Origin of the sequence: Chitinophaga agri, assembly GCF_010093065.1 — a bacterium.
Lineage (GTDB): Bacteria > Bacteroidota > Bacteroidia > Chitinophagales > Chitinophagaceae > Chitinophaga > Chitinophaga agri.
Genome location: NZ_CP048113.1, coordinates 6,659,948 through 6,678,734 on the forward strand (window position 1 = coordinate 6,659,948; position 18,787 = coordinate 6,678,734).

The following is an 18,787-nucleotide window of genomic DNA, read 5'->3' on the forward strand; positions in this document are numbered from 1 at the left end:
CAATATGCGCAATCACATATTTCGCCTGTTAATCGGTATTTTGTTAAGTGGATGTACGGAGAAGCTGGATGTAAAACCAGATGAGTCCCAACTTATACCAGAGAGTATTGCAGATTTTCAGGCGCTGTTAGATAATGTAGAATATGTAAATTATAATATGCCGTCGTATAGTGAAGCGGGTGCAGATAATTATTATATAACAGCGGTGCGTTTTAATGCTCTTCCAACAAATGGATTAAGAGAGGGCTATGTTTGGGGGGATCATGTTTTTCCGCAAGGAGATTTTGTTGCTGACTGGTCACAAACTTATTCCCTGGTGACCTTTAGCAATCTGGTATTGGAAGGTATCAACGGGATATCTGAAGGCAGAGAGACAGCTGCTTATAGAAACCTGCGTGGTAGTGCATTGTTTATAAGGAGTCTGTCATTTTATGGACTTGCGGGTTTGTTTTGTAAAACGTATGATAGTCTGACAGCAGCAGTGGATTTAGGGGTGCCTTTGAGAACCACATCGGATATAAACACCATTTTTAAAAGGGCGAGTCTGAAGGAAACTTATGATTTACTTTTACATGATCTCAAAATGGCCATACATGATCTGCCACTAACAACTACTTATAAAACAAGGCCATCAAAAGTGGCAGCGTATGGGCTTTTGTCCAGAATATACCTTAGCCTGAGAGACTATGATAATGCGTTAAAATACGCCGATAGTGCGTTACTTATTGACAATCATTTATTGGATTACAATACCCTTGATGGAACTTCTGCCTTTCCGTTTCCTGCTTTTAATGAGGAAGTACTATTACATCATGCGATGATTTCCAGCCCATTGATCAGAATTAACAGCAGTATGGTTGATACTACGTTGCTAGCGGAATATGAGGAATACGATCTGCGGAAAACGCTGTTTTTCAGGCCCCTGGCAGGAGGGGGTACACTGTTCAGGGGTACCTATACAGGAGCCGTGGAGTTTTTTTCGGGAATTGCGGTTGATGAAATTTACCTTAATAGAGCCGAATGTTTTGCAAGAAAAGGTGACATTACCAATGCCATGAAAGATTTGAATACATTATTAGTAACGAGATGGAAGACAGGAACCTATGTGAATAAGACTGCGCAGGACCCGGAGGACGCATTGCGCCAGGTGCTGGCAGAAAGAAGAAAAGAGCTACTATTCAGAGGGCTGCGATTCTCGGATTTACGCCGTTTGAATAGAGAACCCCGCTTTGCGAAAACACTTATTCGTACAGTTAATGGTAGAGTATATCAATTACCTCCCGGAGACCCGAGGTATGTATATCTAATTCCCGATGATGAGATACAAATCAGCGGAATACAACAAAATATCAGATAAAGAAGATGTTCAGATATGTTTTGTTTTTATCATTTTTTTTTGTGTCCTCCTTGCTGCTGGCGCAGGATAGGGAAACTTTTCATGGGGCGAAGACCGCATTTCGTCCATTAAGTATTGGTGATACGGTACCTGACTTCAGGCTGTATCATTTGCTAAATTACCAGCAGAAAGAGGTTACTCTTGCTACATTCAGAGGTAAAGCGATTATTATTGATTTCTGGGCTACATTTTGTCAGCCGTGTATTGCCCATTTTCCGGAATTGCAGTCTATTCAGGCCCGATACCAACAGGACTTGCAGATTATTACCGTAACTAATGATAGTCTGAATAAGGTTATAAAATTGTTTGATAATATTCGTTATCAGGGACTAAAGCTGATAACTGTGACAAATGGCGGTGATCAGCTCAATGATAGCTTATTTTATGCCTTTGCACATCAGTACATCCCGCATTATATCTGGATTGATAAAGCAGGTGCTGTTAAGGCTATTACCGGCAAAGAGTCATTGACCGATGGCAATGTAGCAACACTCATTAACGGGGGAGATTTTTTAAATGCCAGTGCCCGGAAGAAGGATACTATGATACGTGAGCATCCTGCGATGTTTGCTTATCAGGAAACAGGCATTGCAGAGAAAATGATGCTGAATGATTCAATATCCGGATTGTTAGCGTATTCGATGTTAACCGGCTATAATCGAAACTACGCTCCCAGTTCTGCAATTGATTGTTTCGGTATATATGCGGAAAGACGGATGCGTCTTTGGAATTTACCATTAAGCACTATGTTGCGTTTTGCATACGGAAAAATAAGTACAGATCCGAGGGAACAGGAATTAATATCCATGCCCAGAACCTTTTTTAATGTCAGAGATCCCGATATTCTCCGGAAGTTAACAGTCAATTTTGAAGCGCCTCCTGATAGTACGGAAGACATGTATTGCTATGATCTGATTATTGCTGGTAAGGGAATACGTCTGTTACAGGAGAGAATGAAAAAAGATCTATATAGCTATTTTGGTGTTAAGGCCGTTCCGGTTAGGAAAAAAGTTGCCTGTTATGTGCTGGAGATAAAAGACAGCATGCTAATTAAAACAAAAGGTGGAGACGCTGCGAAAGATGGTAACATATATTATCTGAAATTAAAAAACATGCCCTTCAGCAAATTGGTAGATCATATAAGATCTTACAACGAAGGGAGTAAGTCCGGTTTTTATCGAGGTATTGAGTCTGGCATTATCGAAGATCATACCGGTTTTTCTTCACCAATAGATATAAGCATTTCAGCCAGAATGAATGACATTCCGGCATTAAAAGTGGCTTTGGAGAAATATGGCATCAATTTACGAGAATCTGAACAAATGGTAGAAACGTATTTGTTTGAAAATTGAGCCGATACAATATTATTTGAGACCGTAGATTGTCACCATAGAAGTGGCATTTCGTCTTATATTCACAATTTTGCCGCTTTGTGTTTGAGTAACATATTGAGTGTTACTGCCGGCAGAAATGTAACAGCACGACACCGCAGGGGTGTATGGACACTCTGAGTTTATATTAGCTCCAGTTGCCGTCGGTACTGTTGTACACAGATCAAGCCAGTTTGCTTTCGCGCTTGTAGCATAGGCACCCATAGTGCTAAATAGGACAACTACCAAAGTTGGATTCAGTTTAGTATATTTCATTTGTAGCCAGAATTTTTAGCATGCTTGTGCAGCATTCAATTTTCGGATATTAATATTTAGCGGATTTAGCCATTCGGACATCAGTTCATGCCAATCGGGCACTCTCAACTGCGCTGATTGAAAAAAGGATATTGTGTGAAATATATGGTTGACATGTGTTGCGTCTTCTCGCTGCTAAAATACAAAGGCACGTTGCTTTGGGGGGGTAGGTAGGAAAGGTTTTATTTGTCCATATTAGTCCGTACGTAAGAAAGCCTGCAGATGTCTGCAGGCTTCGTCATTTCATCTCTTATCAAAAGTCACTTCTTATACCAAATATTGCAGTGGGTGAACCTGGGTGCCTTCGGATGGTCACATTACTTCCGTCCTGCAATTGTTTTACATATTGCGAACTATTACCCGGGGCAATGCAGCAACATGTGAGTATTTATTTAAAGTGGAAAACATATCCGTCTACGGTATTTCATAGATGGCAATCCTGTCCTTATAGGTGACTATTAATCGTTGACCTGTTACCCTGAATGAACTCAGCTTTTTCGAGTTACCCAATGGCACATAAAAGCTCTCCAGGTATTTCCCTGTGTTAGTGTCGTACACATCGATCACCGTTTCCCGCTGCTCGGCTAGGATCGTTTCGTTATCTGCTGTTATCAGACTATTCACATACAACCGGCCTTCATACACGTGGCTCAGGTAATTAATCAGCATCCGGTCGCCTTTGGGTTTATATAAAACATCATCACTTCCGGTTTTTGTATGAGAGATATATTGTCCATGGTTTTGTGTGAAGGTGTCAACGGTATGTGCATTTGGTAAAGTGTGTAGTGCTGTGTCAAATATGGTGATATTATTGCTGAACTGATGGACATACAGGCAGCGTGCATGTGGCTGGTCATATAACAAACTACCGGAAGCAGACAGGTCATGCTCCGTTAAAAAGCTATCTGTTTGATACGTGCCGGTATAGCTGTTCAACAGGCAGAACGCCTGATCAATGTTATCACCTGTGAAGTATTTCAATATAAAAATGGAGTCATTCACCCGCACGGCATTGGTAAAATTGCCGGGTGTTGGAATGATCGTTTGCTGTTTCTGTGATATATTATATTTAAGAATAGACGCCATGTTATATCCATATAGCAATACATCCGGATAATGCACTGACATGCTAAATCCACCTGCTAACTGCTGACTGATGCTATCCACTGGTAGCGGGATAGTACCAAGGTGATGCAGGCCTGTATCCGCATAAGTGACGAACGCAGGATTATCGCTATGGAAGTAAATCAGGCTATCACTGTTGCCAGCCACGAATAGCTTATGTGGTACAACTGCGGCGTGGAGTAGTCTTACTTTGTTGTTACTGAATTTCCGGGTAAATCCATGTTTTGTTTCCATTGTTTTTCTGGAGCTGAGTACAAGTATGGACATAGCGCCAGCTGTTAGTACTGTTAGGAGCAGCACTACATATAGTCTGTTCTTCATCGGAATTATTATTTTTTATGTAGCGGTAACAAAAAAATTCCTGCCAGCGATATTAAGGTGAATACAATGTTGAAGATGAAATGCTGGTCCCAGTTCATCTGCGAGAGGAGCCCTCCACAGGAACACGGCACGAAATAACTATAATGCAGTATTGCATAGATATAGATCGTAAATGCCAGCATCATGGCGAAAGAGAGATAGAGACCTGTCAGCCGGGTGCCAGGTATGACAAGCAAGGCGGCAATCGCCAGCTCAGATAAGGGCAGGAGCCAGACAATGACATTAGCATAAGCTGTCACAAAAGGAGATTGTCCCAGCTGGTGCTGAAACGTGTCATACTGTAGTAATTTACTGATCGCTGCATAGGTGAATAGCGCCACCAGGAGTATGGCGGGCAGCTCAGGAAAGAGTTTGCGTGTCATAACGGTTACTGATATTGTTTTGAATGAGTTTCCAGGGATTGATGATGTCGCGCTGTCCGGATAGTTTCAGGCAACAGGCAAAGTGTTTACGGAATTCGCGGGTAAAGCTGGACAGATTGCAGTAGCCAGCTTCCTGTAAAACCACGTGCAAGGTGCTGACCCTTTCGGGCAGCAGGATGTTTATAAGAGACGGCATGAGTTGTGTGTTAACGGTGAACGGCTTTCAGGGATGATGTCTTTTAAGGATTAATACGGGTCAAATAAAGGCTAACGTATGGTCTGTCTGACCCTAAACGAATATAGCGCATTTTTACTTTAAAATGATCGCCCGCTTATCACAGAAAGACACACTTGCAAAATCATTTTTATATCTTGCCCCCGTGTAATGAATTTTGACCATACATGGAGCAGAAAAACAGTCAATCCAGGAGAACATTCCTCCGGAATGGTATCGGAGCGGTGGCCGCATTTACCATCGTACCCCGTCACGTACTGGGACGGGGATACCTGGCACCCAGTGATCAGCTAACAAAAGGTGTGATCGGCACGGGGGAGATGGGGAAAGGGCATTTCGGATATGCGGGTACACGGGTAGTCGCCATCTGTGATGTAGACAAGCTGCATCTTCAGCAGGCCCGGGAGATGCTGGGAGGAGGCGTAAAGGCGTTCAGTGACTATCGGGAACTGATCCGGTTGCCTGAAGTCGATATTGTACACATTGCCACCCCACCTCACTGGCATGGTATCATGGCTGTAGAAGCCGCCCGTGCTGGTAAGGATATCTGGTGTGAGAAGCCGATGACGCGTACTATCGGTGAAGGGAAACGCGTACAGGAGGCTGTGCAACAGTTTGGAAGTATGTTCCGTCTGAACACATGGTTCAGGTTCGAAGACAACTTTTACGGGATGAATACACCCGTTAAGCCGATAAAGAAACTTGTTAACAGCGGATTACTCGGATGGCCACTCACGGTAACACTGAGTACACATACCGGCTTTGACTGGAAACAACACTGGATAGGAAAAACAAATCTGCCGGCAGTGCCGGTTCCTGCAGAACTGGATTACGATCGCTGGTTAGGGCCGGCTCCTTATAAACCGTATCATCCTCACCGCGTACACCAAAGCTTTAGAGGGTATTGGGATTATGATGGCGGTGGCCTGGGGGATATGGGGCAGCATTATCTCGATCCTGTGCAATATATTCTCGGGAAAGATGATACCAGTCCTGTATCAGTTGAAATCGACGCACCACAGCAACATCCTGATGCCGTAGGCACCTGGAGAAAGATCATTTATACCTATAGGGACGGTTGCAGGATCATCCTGGATGCCGAAGGAAAAGATGAAAAAGCAGCTTTCCTGGAAGGTCCATCCGGTAAATTGTATCCGGGATTCCGTTCAGATATTCCTGATCTTGCAAAGAAGCTGGCAGGATATCCCGATCCACCTCCGCAGGTGACAGATTTCATGCTTACGGTTAAAGAGCGCCGGAAATTTGCATTGAATGAAGTGAATGGTCACCGTTCCTGTACATTGGTAAATATGGGAAAGATCGCGCTGCAACTGGGCCGTTCACTGGAATTTGATCCTGATAGACAACGGTTCCTTTATGACGATGGTGCCAATAACCTGATCGATCCGCCTGCCCGTGCATCCTGGGCATAACAGATAAGCATTTCCTATGAAGAAAAATATTTTATGCATATTACTTCTACTGAGCTGTAGTACCTTATACGCACAGCAAACACCACGTCCCTACGCAGCGAGGATCGCACGTATACTAAAACGCTTACCAGCAGTTACTCAGCAGGCACAGGATAGTTGCATGCAACAGATAGCTGGATTAGGTATCAACGGACTGGTGGAAATGGCGACCATGTTACAACCTGCCGGTAAAGGAGATAATACTACACTTCAGTATGCACTGACAGGGTATGCTACTTACGTCTCTGCAGCTGCAAGAGATTCACTTCGCTATAAAGCAATAAGGTCCTGGGGAAAGGCGTTGAAGCTAACCACCGATCCCGCTAACAAGATCTTTCTCATAGAACAGCTGCAGCTATTCGGTGATAATACCGCTGTGCCGTTATTAAAGCCTTATCTGCTCAATGAACGTTATTGTGATGCTGCTATCCGTACATTGTCACAGATCAAAACATCTGCCTCTGTGGTAGCTATGGAAATGGCATTAGACAAAGCTAAAGGTAATAGTGAGATCGGGCTGATAAGAGCATTGGGTGAGCTGCGTTACCTGGCGGCAGAGCAGGGCATTACCCTGCGCACGCGATCAGAAGATCCTGTATTAAAAAGGACCGCTTTATTTGCACTGGCGAATATCGCTACGGAATCAAGCGAGCCGGTGCTGGCAGCAGCAGCAGAAAAGGCCGGCTTTGGTTACGATGTAACAGGTGGAACCGCTGCGTATCTCCTGTTTGTATCTAACCTGGGTCATAACTGGCCTACAGCGCCTGCTGTGACAGCAGCTAACAATATACTCAGGAGATGCAAGGGAGATAGTCTGGTTCATGTTCGTATTGCAGCATTGAAGGTAATCGTAGATATAATGGGCGATAATGCAGTGAATACGCTGACACTGGCTGCCGATAATAACAATGCAACCTACAGCGCTGCTGCACTGGCTATGGCAGCAGGAAGTATGAATGCCGCTAATACAGAGATCTGGGTACAAAAAGCTGAACGCGCTGCAGGAGGTACGAAAGCAAATATTCTCCGGATGCTGGCAGAGAGTGGACAGCGTGCTGCTACACCGCTATTGATCAAAGCATTAAAAGACACTGATCCGCATATCCGGATGACAGCGATCCAGGCGGCCGCACAGATGCAGAGTACCGAGATGCTCAGTCCATTACTGGTCGCTATGAGAACGGCAGACAGTACCGAAGTGTCAGCTATTGGCAATACCTTACTTCATATCAGAAGCCGGGATGTACCTGGTTATGTTGCAGTTGCCTTACAACATGCGCCACCTTATGCACAGGTTACATTACTGCATGTACTGGCAGAGAAGAAGGCGGCAGATAAGGCGCGTTTTATCAGTTTGCTGTTAAATAGCCGGGACGAGACGGTGGTGGCCGCAGCGAAAGCTACGCTGGAGGCCGTTAAAGAATAAAGCGGGTTTTATGGCATCTTATTTGTTACTGATGAGATAACTGAAACCTGTTTATCATATCAATCTATATTATATCACTATCAATAGCTCTATCATGAAATCACTGTTGCTGCTGCCCATGCTTATGTTGGCACTTGTATTTTCCAGTTGCACAAAAGAGAATATTACCCAGGAAGTAGTCATACCCAATAAAACTATTCAGTATGAAGTTAAATCCAATGCATGGCAATATGATGCAGGTTCAAAGACCTATTTCTCATCATTGCCTGTTCCGGAAATAGACGACTATGCAAATCAGAACAGTGGTATCCTGGTATATATCTCTTCTGACAAAGTAACCTGGGAAGCAATTCCTGACGTATTTAACGGTTCCACCTTTGTGTACACTTACAAAACTGGTAATATTTACCTGGAAGTGCAAGGCGCTGATGGAAGTACCATTGATCCTCCTTCATCCACCGTGTTTGTAAAAGTGGTGATCGTAGAAGCAGATCCAATATAATGTAACGATTATTAATTGCCATATGAAAGGGTGGAAGGTGATCATGTCACTTTTCACCTTTTTTCTTTCTGACCAGTAACCTGGGGGTAAGTACTTTACTCGCGGAAACCCAGGCAGTTATTGCACCACCCCACTGTACCTTTGCAATAGTAATTACGTTGTCTGACAGCGTAGTATACAGTTGTAGGTTTAAACAGTGCTGGTTTAGTCTTATACCGGCAATTTTTTTTAACTTCCCCAGGTAATAGTGAATTCACCAAAGATGGTGGATTCTTGATTTTTGTGCCTTCCGCTTACCGTCTATCCATTATTAGTATAGCCGCATTTTGATTTTGAGCTGTCAACGTATATTTTTGTTTTATCAGTGAATGGGGGCATTTTTCTGCCTATAAAACTTTTCATGCACATTATGGTTCGGAAATTACTGAATGCAACAGGTCTCTTATTAGCACCTTTTTTACCGTTGGCTGCACAAAGCCAATATGAATTAAACAGTGGCTGGCAATGTAACAATATTGCCAAAGTCACTGTGAAGGGAGAAGCGCTTTCTGCGCCTTCTTACAAGCTTTCAGGCTGGATGCCGGCTACTGTACCTGGTACAGTGCTGACTACGCTGCTGAATAATAAGCTTGTTCCTGATCCTTTTTATGGAATGAATAATGAGCGTATCCCGGACATCTATACTACCGGCAAAGATCATTATACCTATTGGTTCGTAAAGGATTTCACAGAGCAGAAGCCATCTGCCGACGGACAGGTATGGCTGCACTTCAGAGGCGTGAATGATGGTTGTGACATCTATGTTAACGGACATCGCCTGAATGCTAACACCCACTTCGGCACCTACCTCAGACATTCTTATAATATCACCCAATGGCTGGCGAAAGATGGTAAGAACCGTCTGGCTGTCGTGGTATATCCTCCTGCTATCGTCGGTAATCCCAATGGTGGCCAGGGTGGTGACGGTACTATCGCAAAGAATGTAGGACCTCAGTATACCGCTGGCTGGGACTGGATCCAGCCAATGCGTGACCGTAACACCGGTATCTGGGACAAGGTAACGATCGAGAAGACCGGAGCCGTACATATTAAAGACCCACAGGTAATTACCAAAGTACCTGGTGTAAGAATGCCGGAAGGTGCGCAGGCGCCAGCTATCGTTATGGTAAAGGCGACCCTGGAAAATGCGACCGGAAAAAGTGTAGAAGGTACCCTCCGTTACAAACTGGCAGGTAATACCATTTCCCGGAAAGTAACCCTGGCTGCAAACGGAACGACCACTGTACAGTTACCTGACCTGGAACTGAAAGAGCCTAAGTTATGGTGGCCAAGTGGCTATGGTCCGCAGCAGTTGTATAACCTGCAACTGGAATTCGCAGAGAACAGTGGCGTGGATGATGTGGAAGAGGTGAGTTTTGGTGTAAGAGAGATCCAGACCTACTGGAACTCCCATACTAACAGCCGTGAGGTAGCTGTGAATGGTCAGAAGATCTTCATCAAGGGGGGGAACTGGATCACTTCAGATGCCATGTTCCGCTTCAGCAAGGAGCGTTATGATGCAGAAGTACGCTTCCACAGAGACATGAACCTTAACCTGATCCGTATCTGGGGAGGTAGTCTGACGGAACGACCAGAGTTTTATGACGCCTGTGACAAATATGGTATGCTGGTATTCCAGGACTTCTGGATGTCAGGCGACTGTAACGGCAGGTGGGTAGACCCATTAAAAAAAGAAGACCAGTGGACACGTCGTCGCTATCCTGATGATCATAACCTCTTCATTGAGTCAGTAGCTGATCAGATCAAGATGCTGCGTAACTATGCCTCCCTGGCTTTCTGGTGTGGCGGTAACGAAATCACTCCTCCGGTAGATATCCTGGCAGCAATTAAAGATTCCCTGCTGCCTTCTCTGGATAACACCCGTTTCTTCTTCCATTACTCCAACACAGACAGCATGTCTTACAATATGTTAGGTGGAAACGGAGATGGTCCATATAACATTCAGCCAATGTCTGTATTCTGGAATGAAAGGACTTTCCCTTTCAACTCTGAAGTAGGGTCCGTAGGTGTGGGCGATTATGAATCCCTTGAAAGATTTATTCCGGCTGCCAATATGAAGGCACCTGAAAACAAGAAAGATGGAGTAGACTCTGTATGGGACTATCATAAGTATATTCCTTATTTTGATCATCTTGACGCATATGGTAAACCTAAAGATGTAAAAGACTTCGCTAACAAGGCTCAGCTGGTGAACTATGACCAGTACCGTGCCCTGATGGAAGGTTTCAGCGCACATATGTGGGATTGGTATACAGGAGTGATCATCTGGAAAACACAGAATCCATGGACGGCCCTGCGTGGTCAGATGTATGACTATTACCTGGATCCTAATGCCTGTCTGTATGGTAACCGCGTAGGAGGTGCACCACTGCATGTGATGTGTAACCCTACTGATGGTAATATTTTCACTGTGAATAATACCTTTAAATATCACACTGACGTTATGCTCCAGCTGACTGCTTATGATATGGAAGGTAAAGGCAAGCAACTCACCCAGGTATTTACTGAAATCAGCCCTAAAACTGTGCAGAAATACCTTTCTGTTAAGAATGGTCTCGATAAACTGGGTGCGAAGGAAGGCGTTTTCCTGTCTGTACGTTTGCTGGATAAAGACCAGAAAGTGATAGATGATAACCTGTACTGGTTCCCGGACAGTACCGGCAATTACTCTGGTTTGCAGAAAATGAAGGCTGCCAAAGTACAGATCGTTGCACAAAAAGCTGCCAATGATAGCATTACAGTAAAGATCAGCAATCCTGCCAATGGCCCGATCGCGTTCTTTAACCGTGTATCACTGGTAGACAGCAAAACAAAGAAACGTATCCTGCCGGTATTCTATAATGACAACTATGTGTCTGTTTTACCAGGCGAAGAGAAACTGGTGACTATCAGTGGTGACGCTATCAGTAAAAATGGTAACGCTGTTGTCACCGTTTCAGGATGGAATCTGACCGAACAAACTATCAACATCAAATAGATAGAGATAACAACTTTTTGGAATTTTAAGGGGTCGGAAGCACATTCCGGCCCCTTTTCATTTCTCCCTGAAAATGGCGATTTTTGGCATTTTGGGGTAAAAAGTACCCTTCTACCTAGGAAAAATGAAAATTTTTTTATAGGTATTTCGGGGCCTTGTAAGTAATTGTAAATGATCGGATTAATAGGGGGTAAAACACGCGCTGAGGATACAGTCTTACCGTAGTATTAATATAAAAAAATATTAATAAATAAACTATTTACTATATTTATTACTCGGTTTTAGACCTTTTCATGTATTTATGCCAACAAAGAGATTGTCGTATTTGTCTGATTTAATCAGTTTTTCCCTCAACAGGAGAATCAGATACAGACCGGTCAGTGTCAGGTGGCCTGGTAATGGTGTAGCAATACTGAATAAAATATAACACGAAAAAAGAGTCAGCGAATAATATCTATATCCCTTTATCCTGTAACCGTATGATGTTATTTAAACGGAATCTGATTTCGAAATATTGTCTTAAAGATCATAGTAATATTATTAAAGGTTTTGATGAATCTTCAGCAATGCGGCATAAATATATATTATTAGCATTCGTTATCGGTATTTCAGGGTTGCTTGTCGCCTGTGGTGGTGGCAGCGGTGGTACTAAAGCCGTGTGTGACCTCGGCCTTAAACCTAAAATTACCTCCAACGCACCGCTGGGTATGAATGATACCCTAAGGTTATCTGTTTTCGGTATTGATGAGCCCAAGACGTATACCTGGGAAGGTCCCGGTGGATATGTTTCTCATGAAAGGGCTCCTGTCATTCCTAATCCTGGCAAAGGTGCACAAACTTATAAACTGAGTGTTGTGACCAATGGCGGATGTACCTATACTGCCACTTCAGACAACATCGTCGTGACTGGTCCCTGGAATCCCTGTGGACTGGATAGTAACGTCATGAAGATCGTGAAGGCGACCACCTTATCTTTCAACGTGATCGAAGGACGTGTAGATAATTCTAACTTCCTCATCAGAGCAGAAAGTAAGAATCTGGCAGTTGTTGATTTCCAGTTTGAAGGTAATCAGCCTCCGAAAGAAGGTTATTATACGATACAGGTAAATGATGGTGTGATAGGTGCCAACAAAGTAAGAGTGGTGGCATCTGTAAGCACATTGCAACCGTTCACTGCTTCTTCAGGAACTGTGTATGTGGCCATCAATGGTACGACCACTATGATCAGTTTCTGTGGACTGAACTTTACGTCAACCAACACGGGTGTGACTTCTACCACAGGTGGCGCCAACGTTATCTGGACGCCCTGATAACATCGTCCATCTTAGACATTACGCTGTTTATAGCAAAATATGCAAGCGCATATCTCTGGGTTTTACCGGTGATATGCGCTTGGTTTTTATAGCTGTTTAGACCTGTTTCCTGGTTTAATAGGCGTTTTTATCCCCTTTGATCATGTTCATCAAAGTCTGAAAGATGATCTGGCAGTCCAGCCAGAAGCTGTAATTCTCGATATACCAGATGTCCAGGTCAACACGCTTCTGCATCTGTCCGGAGAAACGCGTTTCCCCTCTGCAGCCATTTACCTGTGCCCAGCCTGTAATGCCTGGTTTTACCATTTGCCGTAACATGTAATGCTGTACAGTTTCCCTGGCTTCCACATGCAGAGGCGTGGCATGGGGACGTGGTCCGACAAAAGACATTTCGCCCATCAGTACATTGATACATTGTGGTAATTCATCGAGATTGGTCTTCCGTAAAAAACGTCCTATCGGTGTGACCCTGTCATCGTCGCGGGTGGCCTGCATGAATTTTCCATTGCCGTCTACTTCCGAAGCCTGTACCTTCATGGACCGGAATTTATAACAGGTGATCTTTTTGTTTTTCAATCCCCATCTTTCCTGTTTAAAGAATACAGGTCCTTTGGAGGAAATTTTGATTAGTATGGCTATGAGTAAAAAAAGCCAGCTGAATGCAATCATAATACAAAGCGTAAAGCAGATATCGAATGCCCGCTTTAGTCGCTGATGTCCGGCATCATCGAGGGCAATAGACCGGAGGTTGACCATCGGGATATTGCCAAGCAGGTTCATGCTTGTAGTAGGTGTATAATACTGGGGCACGTCGGAAATAAGCTTTACTCTTTTGGCGGCTCTTTCACTTGTCACAATGATATGTTCCGTTTGTTCTCTTGCCGATTCCGGTAAGGCTACGATCACATCATCAATCTCATTGGTTTCCAGTATACTGGTCAGTTCTGAGATCTTTCCAAGGTAGTGCCCATTGATCTGCGCATTTGTATCGTCGTCTACAAACCCCACACAGTTGTAGCCAAAGTGATTATTGGCGGTGATCGTCTGATAGAAGTTCATGCCTGTTTGTCCCGTTCCTACGATCAGCACATTTTTCGGATTGATATGATGAGACCTCCAGCGTAATGTTAGTTTCTTAACTATATACTTGGTTGTAATAATACCCGCGAATATGTACGCTCCATATAGTAATGTGAAAGTACGGGGATAGGGGTATGATCTAAAAAAGTAAAAGAACAGAAAAGAGAATACGCAAACATGCAGCAATACATTTTTCAGTATTGCAACAAATTCGAAGGAATAAGAGGACGTCTTCCTGTAGTCGTCGTACAGCCGCAGGGAGGTACCTGTAACCGTCCATATGCCGAGACTAATGAGCAGCAGGAGGATATTAAAGTTTGATAGAAATACATCACCTTTCCCGGCAATATATTGTCTGGTTAACAAAAACGCGGCCGTCAGTACAATATAATCAATTGTTTGTCTTAGGAACTGAATAGCATGAATACGTCGTTTCATATCGATGGACTTTTATACGATTGCATAATAGAATATGGGGTACAGCTATGAAATAACGTGCTCTTAATGTTCTACCTGGGATTAATAATTATGACTCGAACAATAGGGGTCTGTAGTGTTTACGTTTAAGTATTTCTCTTTTTATACAGCAGGTCCATCTGCAATATCTGCAGATCATCTGTTTGCAGAAAACCGACTGGTGCAATAAATTCAAAGCCGAGTTCTTTCACGTAATTGTGCATTTCATCAAACAGTGGTTCTCCATCATACATCTGTACAAATGAGGTCTCGAACAAGAGGTAGTCTATATGCTCCAGACTATGCACTGCTCCCTTCAGTACTTCTTTTTCAAATCCCTGTACATCCAGTTTCAGCAGCACCGGATGGGTGACAGGAATCTCGGGTAGCAGATCATCCATACACTTTACCGGTACCCTGATCTGGTCAGCTTCAGCTGTCTGGGGTAACAGTTGTTGCTGCAGCGAAGATACATGCAGTGCAGAGCTGGCATGTGAATAATGGTTCGCATAGAATTCCAGCACACCACTTGTGCTGCCCAGGGCAAAGTTGTAGGTATGTATGCGTGGAATGTGCCGCGTGTTCTGCTGCAGCGTGGTATACACTTCCGGTATCGGCTCAAAGGAATGGATGCCCGCACGCGGATAAAAGTGTTTTGCAGAAAGTGCAAATTGCCCCCTGTTAGCACCTACGTCCAGGATCGTATTCACTTCCGGAATGTAGTGTTTGCAATTGTGCAGCAATTGTGTGGACGCAATAGACACTCCTTTTTTCAGGAGTGATGTTAATCCTCTGCCGGATTGTAAAAAGACTTTAGCAGCGTCTGCTAGTTTGAAGATAAGGTTCATGATGCAAATTTGTTGTTCCAGCAATCTTTATAAAAACGTATTGTTTCTCTGACACTCTTTTCCCAGGTGAACAGGCTTGACTGTGCTATCCCGGCTTGTATGATCTGATCCCGGAAGCTGGGCTCTTCCAGTTGCAGTATTTGTTCTGCGAATGCCCGTGCGGTTATTTCAGTGGTCAGCAGTCCTGCATTTCCGACTACCTCAGGCATGGAAGTACAGTTGGTAGTGACCACCGGGCAGCCTGCTTTCATCGCTTCTCCGGGAGGAAATCCGAATCCTTCGTAACAGGAAGGGTAGAGCAGACACCAGGCATAATTGTACAGTATATTCAGATCAGCGGGTTTTACATTTTCAACAATGATGTAACGTCCGTGGAGTTTATTTTCAATCAGCTGTTGTTCTTTTTTGTCCCAGGGCCCTCCGCCGGCAACGACCAGTTTATATGCCGGAGGCAATAAAGCAATTGTGTCCAGTGCTGTTCTGAAGTTTTTATAGTTATCCCGTCCTCCCACATATAATATATATGGACAGTTGATAGCTGCTGGCAGGATAGGAATTCCTGCGGCCTTTTTATCAAATGGATAGAATGTGTCAGCAAGGCCGTGATATACTACCCGTAGTTTTGCCGGATTTGTCTCCGGATAAAAATGTAATAGCTCTTTTCTTGTGCTATCTGATATACAGATAATGCCATCCGCGCGTTTTATGCCGTAGGCTTTCTGTTGCGTGTTCGCCAGGCCTCTCGGAAAACGCGTCGCTATCTTCCGCTCATGTGCAAAGTCATGTACTGTCAGGATGTTGAGCACATTCTTCTGCGGGGACACACGCAGATAACCTGCATGAAATATAGCACTGTGTGGCAGTGTATATTGTAACGGCAGGTAACGCAGGTATTTTGGTGGGATCCAGCTTTCGCGTATGCAGGTATGTTGCTGATAATTCAGTTGCTGTTCGAATATATTAGAAGGGTTCAGCCCTGCATTCAGAAAATTAACAGGCATGCCGGCATTACACATTCCCTGCAGCAACTCATACCAGTACACCGATACGCCGCCTGCTTTTTGAATGGTAAATACGATATTGTCCAGAAAGATCTGCATAAGCCTAATAAGAATGTTTCAGTTGATATATTACCGGGTCTGGTGATGCCGATCCATCAGCGTCATGCGCACAGAGCAATGCCGTTATAATGAGAAACAGATCGATCTGACTAAAGAAAAAACATACCCATATGAAAGCAAAGTAACTGCTCTGGAAAACGGAGATATTCTTTCTCGTGTAGGTAAGGATCGAAAAGAATATGATCAGGGAGAATATGCCAAATTCAGCCAGTATATAAAACCACCGCATATTCAGGTTATGCCCGCCTACACCATTCAACCTGCTTTCATAATTCATCTGCCCGAAGAAATACTGTGCAGGAATGAATGTACTGTTACCCGCCCCATATCCTGTTAGTAAAAGATATGGCTGGTCCCGCAGGAAATCCACCACAGGTAACTCCATATCACGTTGCAGGGGCATGCCCATCACGACGTTATCTTTTTGCCATATTTCATTGTCATACCGGTATACAGAACGTTTGAACACCAGTTGGTATATGGCATTGTTCTGATTCTTTGCATACAACTTGATAAAGTAGTTTTTTGATTCGTTGACAATAAGGAACAAGCTGATGATGATACCCAGTGTACTAACTATTTTTAATCTCGTAGACTGCATGCGCCCTACTAACAGGAAGGTGATACCTGCTGAAAGCATATTGATCCAGAATGTTTGTGAGACCGTCAGTAGTCCCATCAGTATACTGAGCACCGCCATTTTATATTCCTTGCTCCTCACAAAAAGAGGAATGGACACAGAGAGAAAGGCACTGAACACTTTAGGTTCTCCGAAGAGCGCCTGCACACGCATGCTGAATACAGAGGTAGAAGACTCCAGCATGTAGCGATGCTGCATCCCCAGTATCTCTCCCAGACTATCATTATGTATCAGGAACTGACAGATGATCTGCAGACCGGCTATTACAAAAGAGAACTTAGCGATCTTCTTCATTACGCCCGTGTAATACTCAAAGGATAGCTGTTCTTTATCCTGTAATAACTTAGCGCCTATGGCAAACAGCGGGAGGTACGTTTTAATATAGAAATAAACAGGACGCATGTAGAAAGCCGACTGCTTTCCGGGAGGATAATAGAACGGATCTTTATACAGCTGTACAATGAAGAATATGATAAAACTCGATATCGCCGGTAATACCAGTAATAAAAGGTATCTCCGGTGAATATAGATCTGTCCCCTGATCAGGTAGTGTAGTTGTTCAATTGTAAACGCCACACTCACAAAGAAGGTGGCTGTAAATGTAGGACCTATCTTCAGCATGGTATATGCCTCTGTGGAAAAAGCATACAATAGTGTTTCCAGTGCAGTAATACGCCCCTTATAGTGCAGATGCAGCAGCATACCGGCAATGAGAACCGGCATGGTTTCCTTGAAAACCTCCACATATGGATTGCTGCTGACAAGTAAATTATAGATACTGTTATCCATTACTGGAATTTTAGGATATGCGTTTGTACAAATTGTATAACAGCGGATTACTTTTTACTATCTTCCTGACCATATGAAATAGATAACTACTCCTGAATACGGTATCCAGGGTATAGGCATCAGCCTCACTGTCCGGAGTCAGTGTATCCGGATGTATGATGTGAGAAATACTGCCATATACCATTTTTTTGAACCAGGCAGGTTCATTTTTGGTATGTGTTGCTTCTTTGCCATAGCCGATATTCCGGATGATATTGGTATTCGGCGTAATAGCAAGTCCCTTGTTGAACAGTACCGACAGAAACCATTGTGTATCCCATGTATCCATTCGTTCTTCAAAAAAAGCATCCAGCTCCCTTTCAAACTGCGGAGGCAGGTCTTCTCTCGACGCATGCCTGTATCGCTGCAGGGAGACATCGTAGTACTGCCAGGCTCTTCTCCAGGTTGCCCATCCCCAGATATGTGCATAGCGGGAATAATAGTAGGATGCATTTCCCCTGATGATGCCTGCCTGGTAGTTGCTTCCTCCGATGTGCATTACCTGGTCGTTATGACGGTGATGTTCCAGTAGTGTTGTACAGAAATGATAGAAGGTAGGGTCCGGCAAACAGTCATCCTCCAGAATGATACCTTCTTCTACCTGTGAAAAGAACCAGTTGATCCCACTGCTCACTGCTTTAGCACAACCCATATTCTGTTCTCTGAACAAGGTGCTTACTTCGCATGGCCAGTCTATATAGTTCAACACAGTCTCTCTTGTTTCCTGACAAAGCGCGGCGTCTCCTGGTTTGAGAGGACGTGGGCCATCAGCTGCGATAAACAATCGTGCAGGTTGCTGCATACGTATACTTTCGAGTATACGCATGGTCTGCGCAGGACGGTTAAAAATGAGTAACAGAACAGGTGTATCCAATGCACT

At 43.9% G+C, this 18,787-nt stretch carries 15 protein-coding genes; 7 read left to right on the forward strand and 8 right to left on the reverse strand.

Features of this window, described 5'->3' with window-relative positions; all coding sequences use genetic code 11:
- The first annotated feature begins 4 nt into the window (after nucleotides 1-4).
- Together GWR21_RS26620 and GWR21_RS26625 are read left to right on the forward strand one after the other, a co-directional pair.
- On the forward strand, nucleotides 5-1,357 hold the full coding sequence (locus tag GWR21_RS26620; RefSeq protein ID WP_162334748.1) for a RagB/SusD family nutrient uptake outer membrane protein: 1,353 nt from the start codon (nucleotides 5-7) through the stop codon (nucleotides 1,355-1,357).
- A 5-nt stretch (nucleotides 1,358-1,362) separates the two neighbouring features.
- Nucleotides 1,363-2,748: a TlpA family protein disulfide reductase gene (locus GWR21_RS26625; protein WP_162334749.1), complete on the forward strand. Its 1,386-nt coding sequence runs from the start codon at nucleotides 1,363-1,365 to the stop codon at nucleotides 2,746-2,748.
- 747 nt (nucleotides 2,749-3,495) lie between these two features.
- Here the strand turns inward: GWR21_RS26625 and GWR21_RS26630 are convergent.
- Genes GWR21_RS26630 through GWR21_RS26640 form a run of 3 tightly spaced genes read right to left on the reverse strand, consistent with a single transcriptional unit; the run spans nucleotide 3,496 to nucleotide 5,145 of the window.
- Entirely contained in the window at nucleotides 3,496-4,527 is a 1,032-nt protein-coding gene (locus GWR21_RS26630; protein ID WP_162334750.1) for a hypothetical protein, read from the reverse strand.
- Between the two features lie 8 nt (nucleotides 4,528-4,535).
- Nucleotides 4,536-4,949 (reverse strand): MauE/DoxX family redox-associated membrane protein, encoded by a 414-nt coding sequence (locus tag GWR21_RS26635; RefSeq protein ID WP_162334751.1) that lies wholly within the window; start codon nucleotides 4,947-4,949, stop codon nucleotides 4,536-4,538.
- Nucleotides 4,927-5,145 (reverse strand): helix-turn-helix transcriptional regulator, encoded by a 219-nt coding sequence (locus tag GWR21_RS26640; protein WP_162334752.1) that lies wholly within the window; start codon nucleotides 5,143-5,145, stop codon nucleotides 4,927-4,929. The genes GWR21_RS26635 and GWR21_RS26640 overlap by 23 nt, the downstream gene beginning before the upstream one ends.
- 206 nt (nucleotides 5,146-5,351) lie before the next feature.
- Between GWR21_RS26640 and GWR21_RS26645 the strand changes: the two genes are divergently transcribed.
- From GWR21_RS26645 to GWR21_RS26665, 5 genes are all read left to right on the forward strand, one after another.
- A complete protein-coding gene (locus GWR21_RS26645; RefSeq protein ID WP_162334753.1) occupies nucleotides 5,352-6,617 on the forward strand; it encodes a Gfo/Idh/MocA family oxidoreductase in 1,266 nt (421 codons plus the stop codon).
- Nucleotides 6,618-6,633: 16 nt separating this feature from the next.
- A complete protein-coding gene (locus GWR21_RS26650) occupies nucleotides 6,634-8,082 on the forward strand; it encodes a HEAT repeat domain-containing protein (protein WP_162334754.1) in 1,449 nt (482 codons plus the stop codon).
- Nucleotides 8,083-8,176: 94 nt separating this feature from the next.
- Nucleotides 8,177-8,584 carry a hypothetical protein gene (locus GWR21_RS26655; protein ID WP_162334755.1) on the forward strand — a complete coding sequence of 136 codons (408 nt, stop codon included), beginning with the start codon at nucleotides 8,177-8,179 and terminating at the stop codon, nucleotides 8,582-8,584.
- Nucleotides 8,585-8,993: 409 nt separating this feature from the next.
- Nucleotides 8,994-11,621 (forward strand): glycoside hydrolase family 2 protein, encoded by a 2,628-nt coding sequence (locus tag GWR21_RS26660; RefSeq protein ID WP_238430026.1) that lies wholly within the window; start codon nucleotides 8,994-8,996, stop codon nucleotides 11,619-11,621.
- A 566-nt stretch (nucleotides 11,622-12,187) separates the two neighbouring features.
- Nucleotides 12,188-12,931, forward strand: coding sequence for a hypothetical protein (locus GWR21_RS26665; RefSeq protein WP_162334757.1), 744 nt, complete (start codon nucleotides 12,188-12,190; stop codon nucleotides 12,929-12,931).
- 117 nt (nucleotides 12,932-13,048) lie between these two features.
- Here the strand turns inward: GWR21_RS26665 and GWR21_RS26670 are convergent, their stop codons facing one another.
- The 5 genes from GWR21_RS26670 to GWR21_RS26690 all read right to left on the reverse strand — a co-directional run bounded on the left by GWR21_RS26670 (nucleotide 13,049) and on the right by GWR21_RS26690 (nucleotide 18,781).
- Nucleotides 13,049-14,452 (reverse strand): undecaprenyl-phosphate glucose phosphotransferase, encoded by a 1,404-nt coding sequence (locus tag GWR21_RS26670; protein ID WP_162334758.1) that lies wholly within the window; start codon nucleotides 14,450-14,452, stop codon nucleotides 13,049-13,051.
- A gap of 125 nt (nucleotides 14,453-14,577) precedes the next feature.
- Nucleotides 14,578-15,318 carry an FkbM family methyltransferase gene (locus GWR21_RS26675; RefSeq protein ID WP_162334759.1) on the reverse strand — a complete coding sequence of 247 codons (741 nt, stop codon included), beginning with the start codon at nucleotides 15,316-15,318 and terminating at the stop codon, nucleotides 14,578-14,580.
- Nucleotides 15,315-16,418 (reverse strand): glycosyltransferase family 4 protein, encoded by a 1,104-nt coding sequence (locus tag GWR21_RS26680; RefSeq protein ID WP_162334760.1) that lies wholly within the window; start codon nucleotides 16,416-16,418, stop codon nucleotides 15,315-15,317. The genes GWR21_RS26675 and GWR21_RS26680 overlap by 4 nt, the downstream gene beginning before the upstream one ends.
- A gap of 4 nt (nucleotides 16,419-16,422) precedes the next feature.
- Nucleotides 16,423-17,868, reverse strand: coding sequence for an O-antigen ligase family protein (locus GWR21_RS26685; protein ID WP_162334761.1), 1,446 nt, complete (start codon nucleotides 17,866-17,868; stop codon nucleotides 16,423-16,425).
- A 10-nt stretch (nucleotides 17,869-17,878) separates the two neighbouring features.
- Nucleotides 17,879-18,781, reverse strand: a complete 903-nt coding sequence (locus tag GWR21_RS26690; protein WP_162334762.1) for a glycosyltransferase family A protein — start codon at nucleotides 18,779-18,781, stop codon at nucleotides 17,879-17,881.
- Nucleotides 18,782-18,787: the final 6 nt, after the last annotated feature.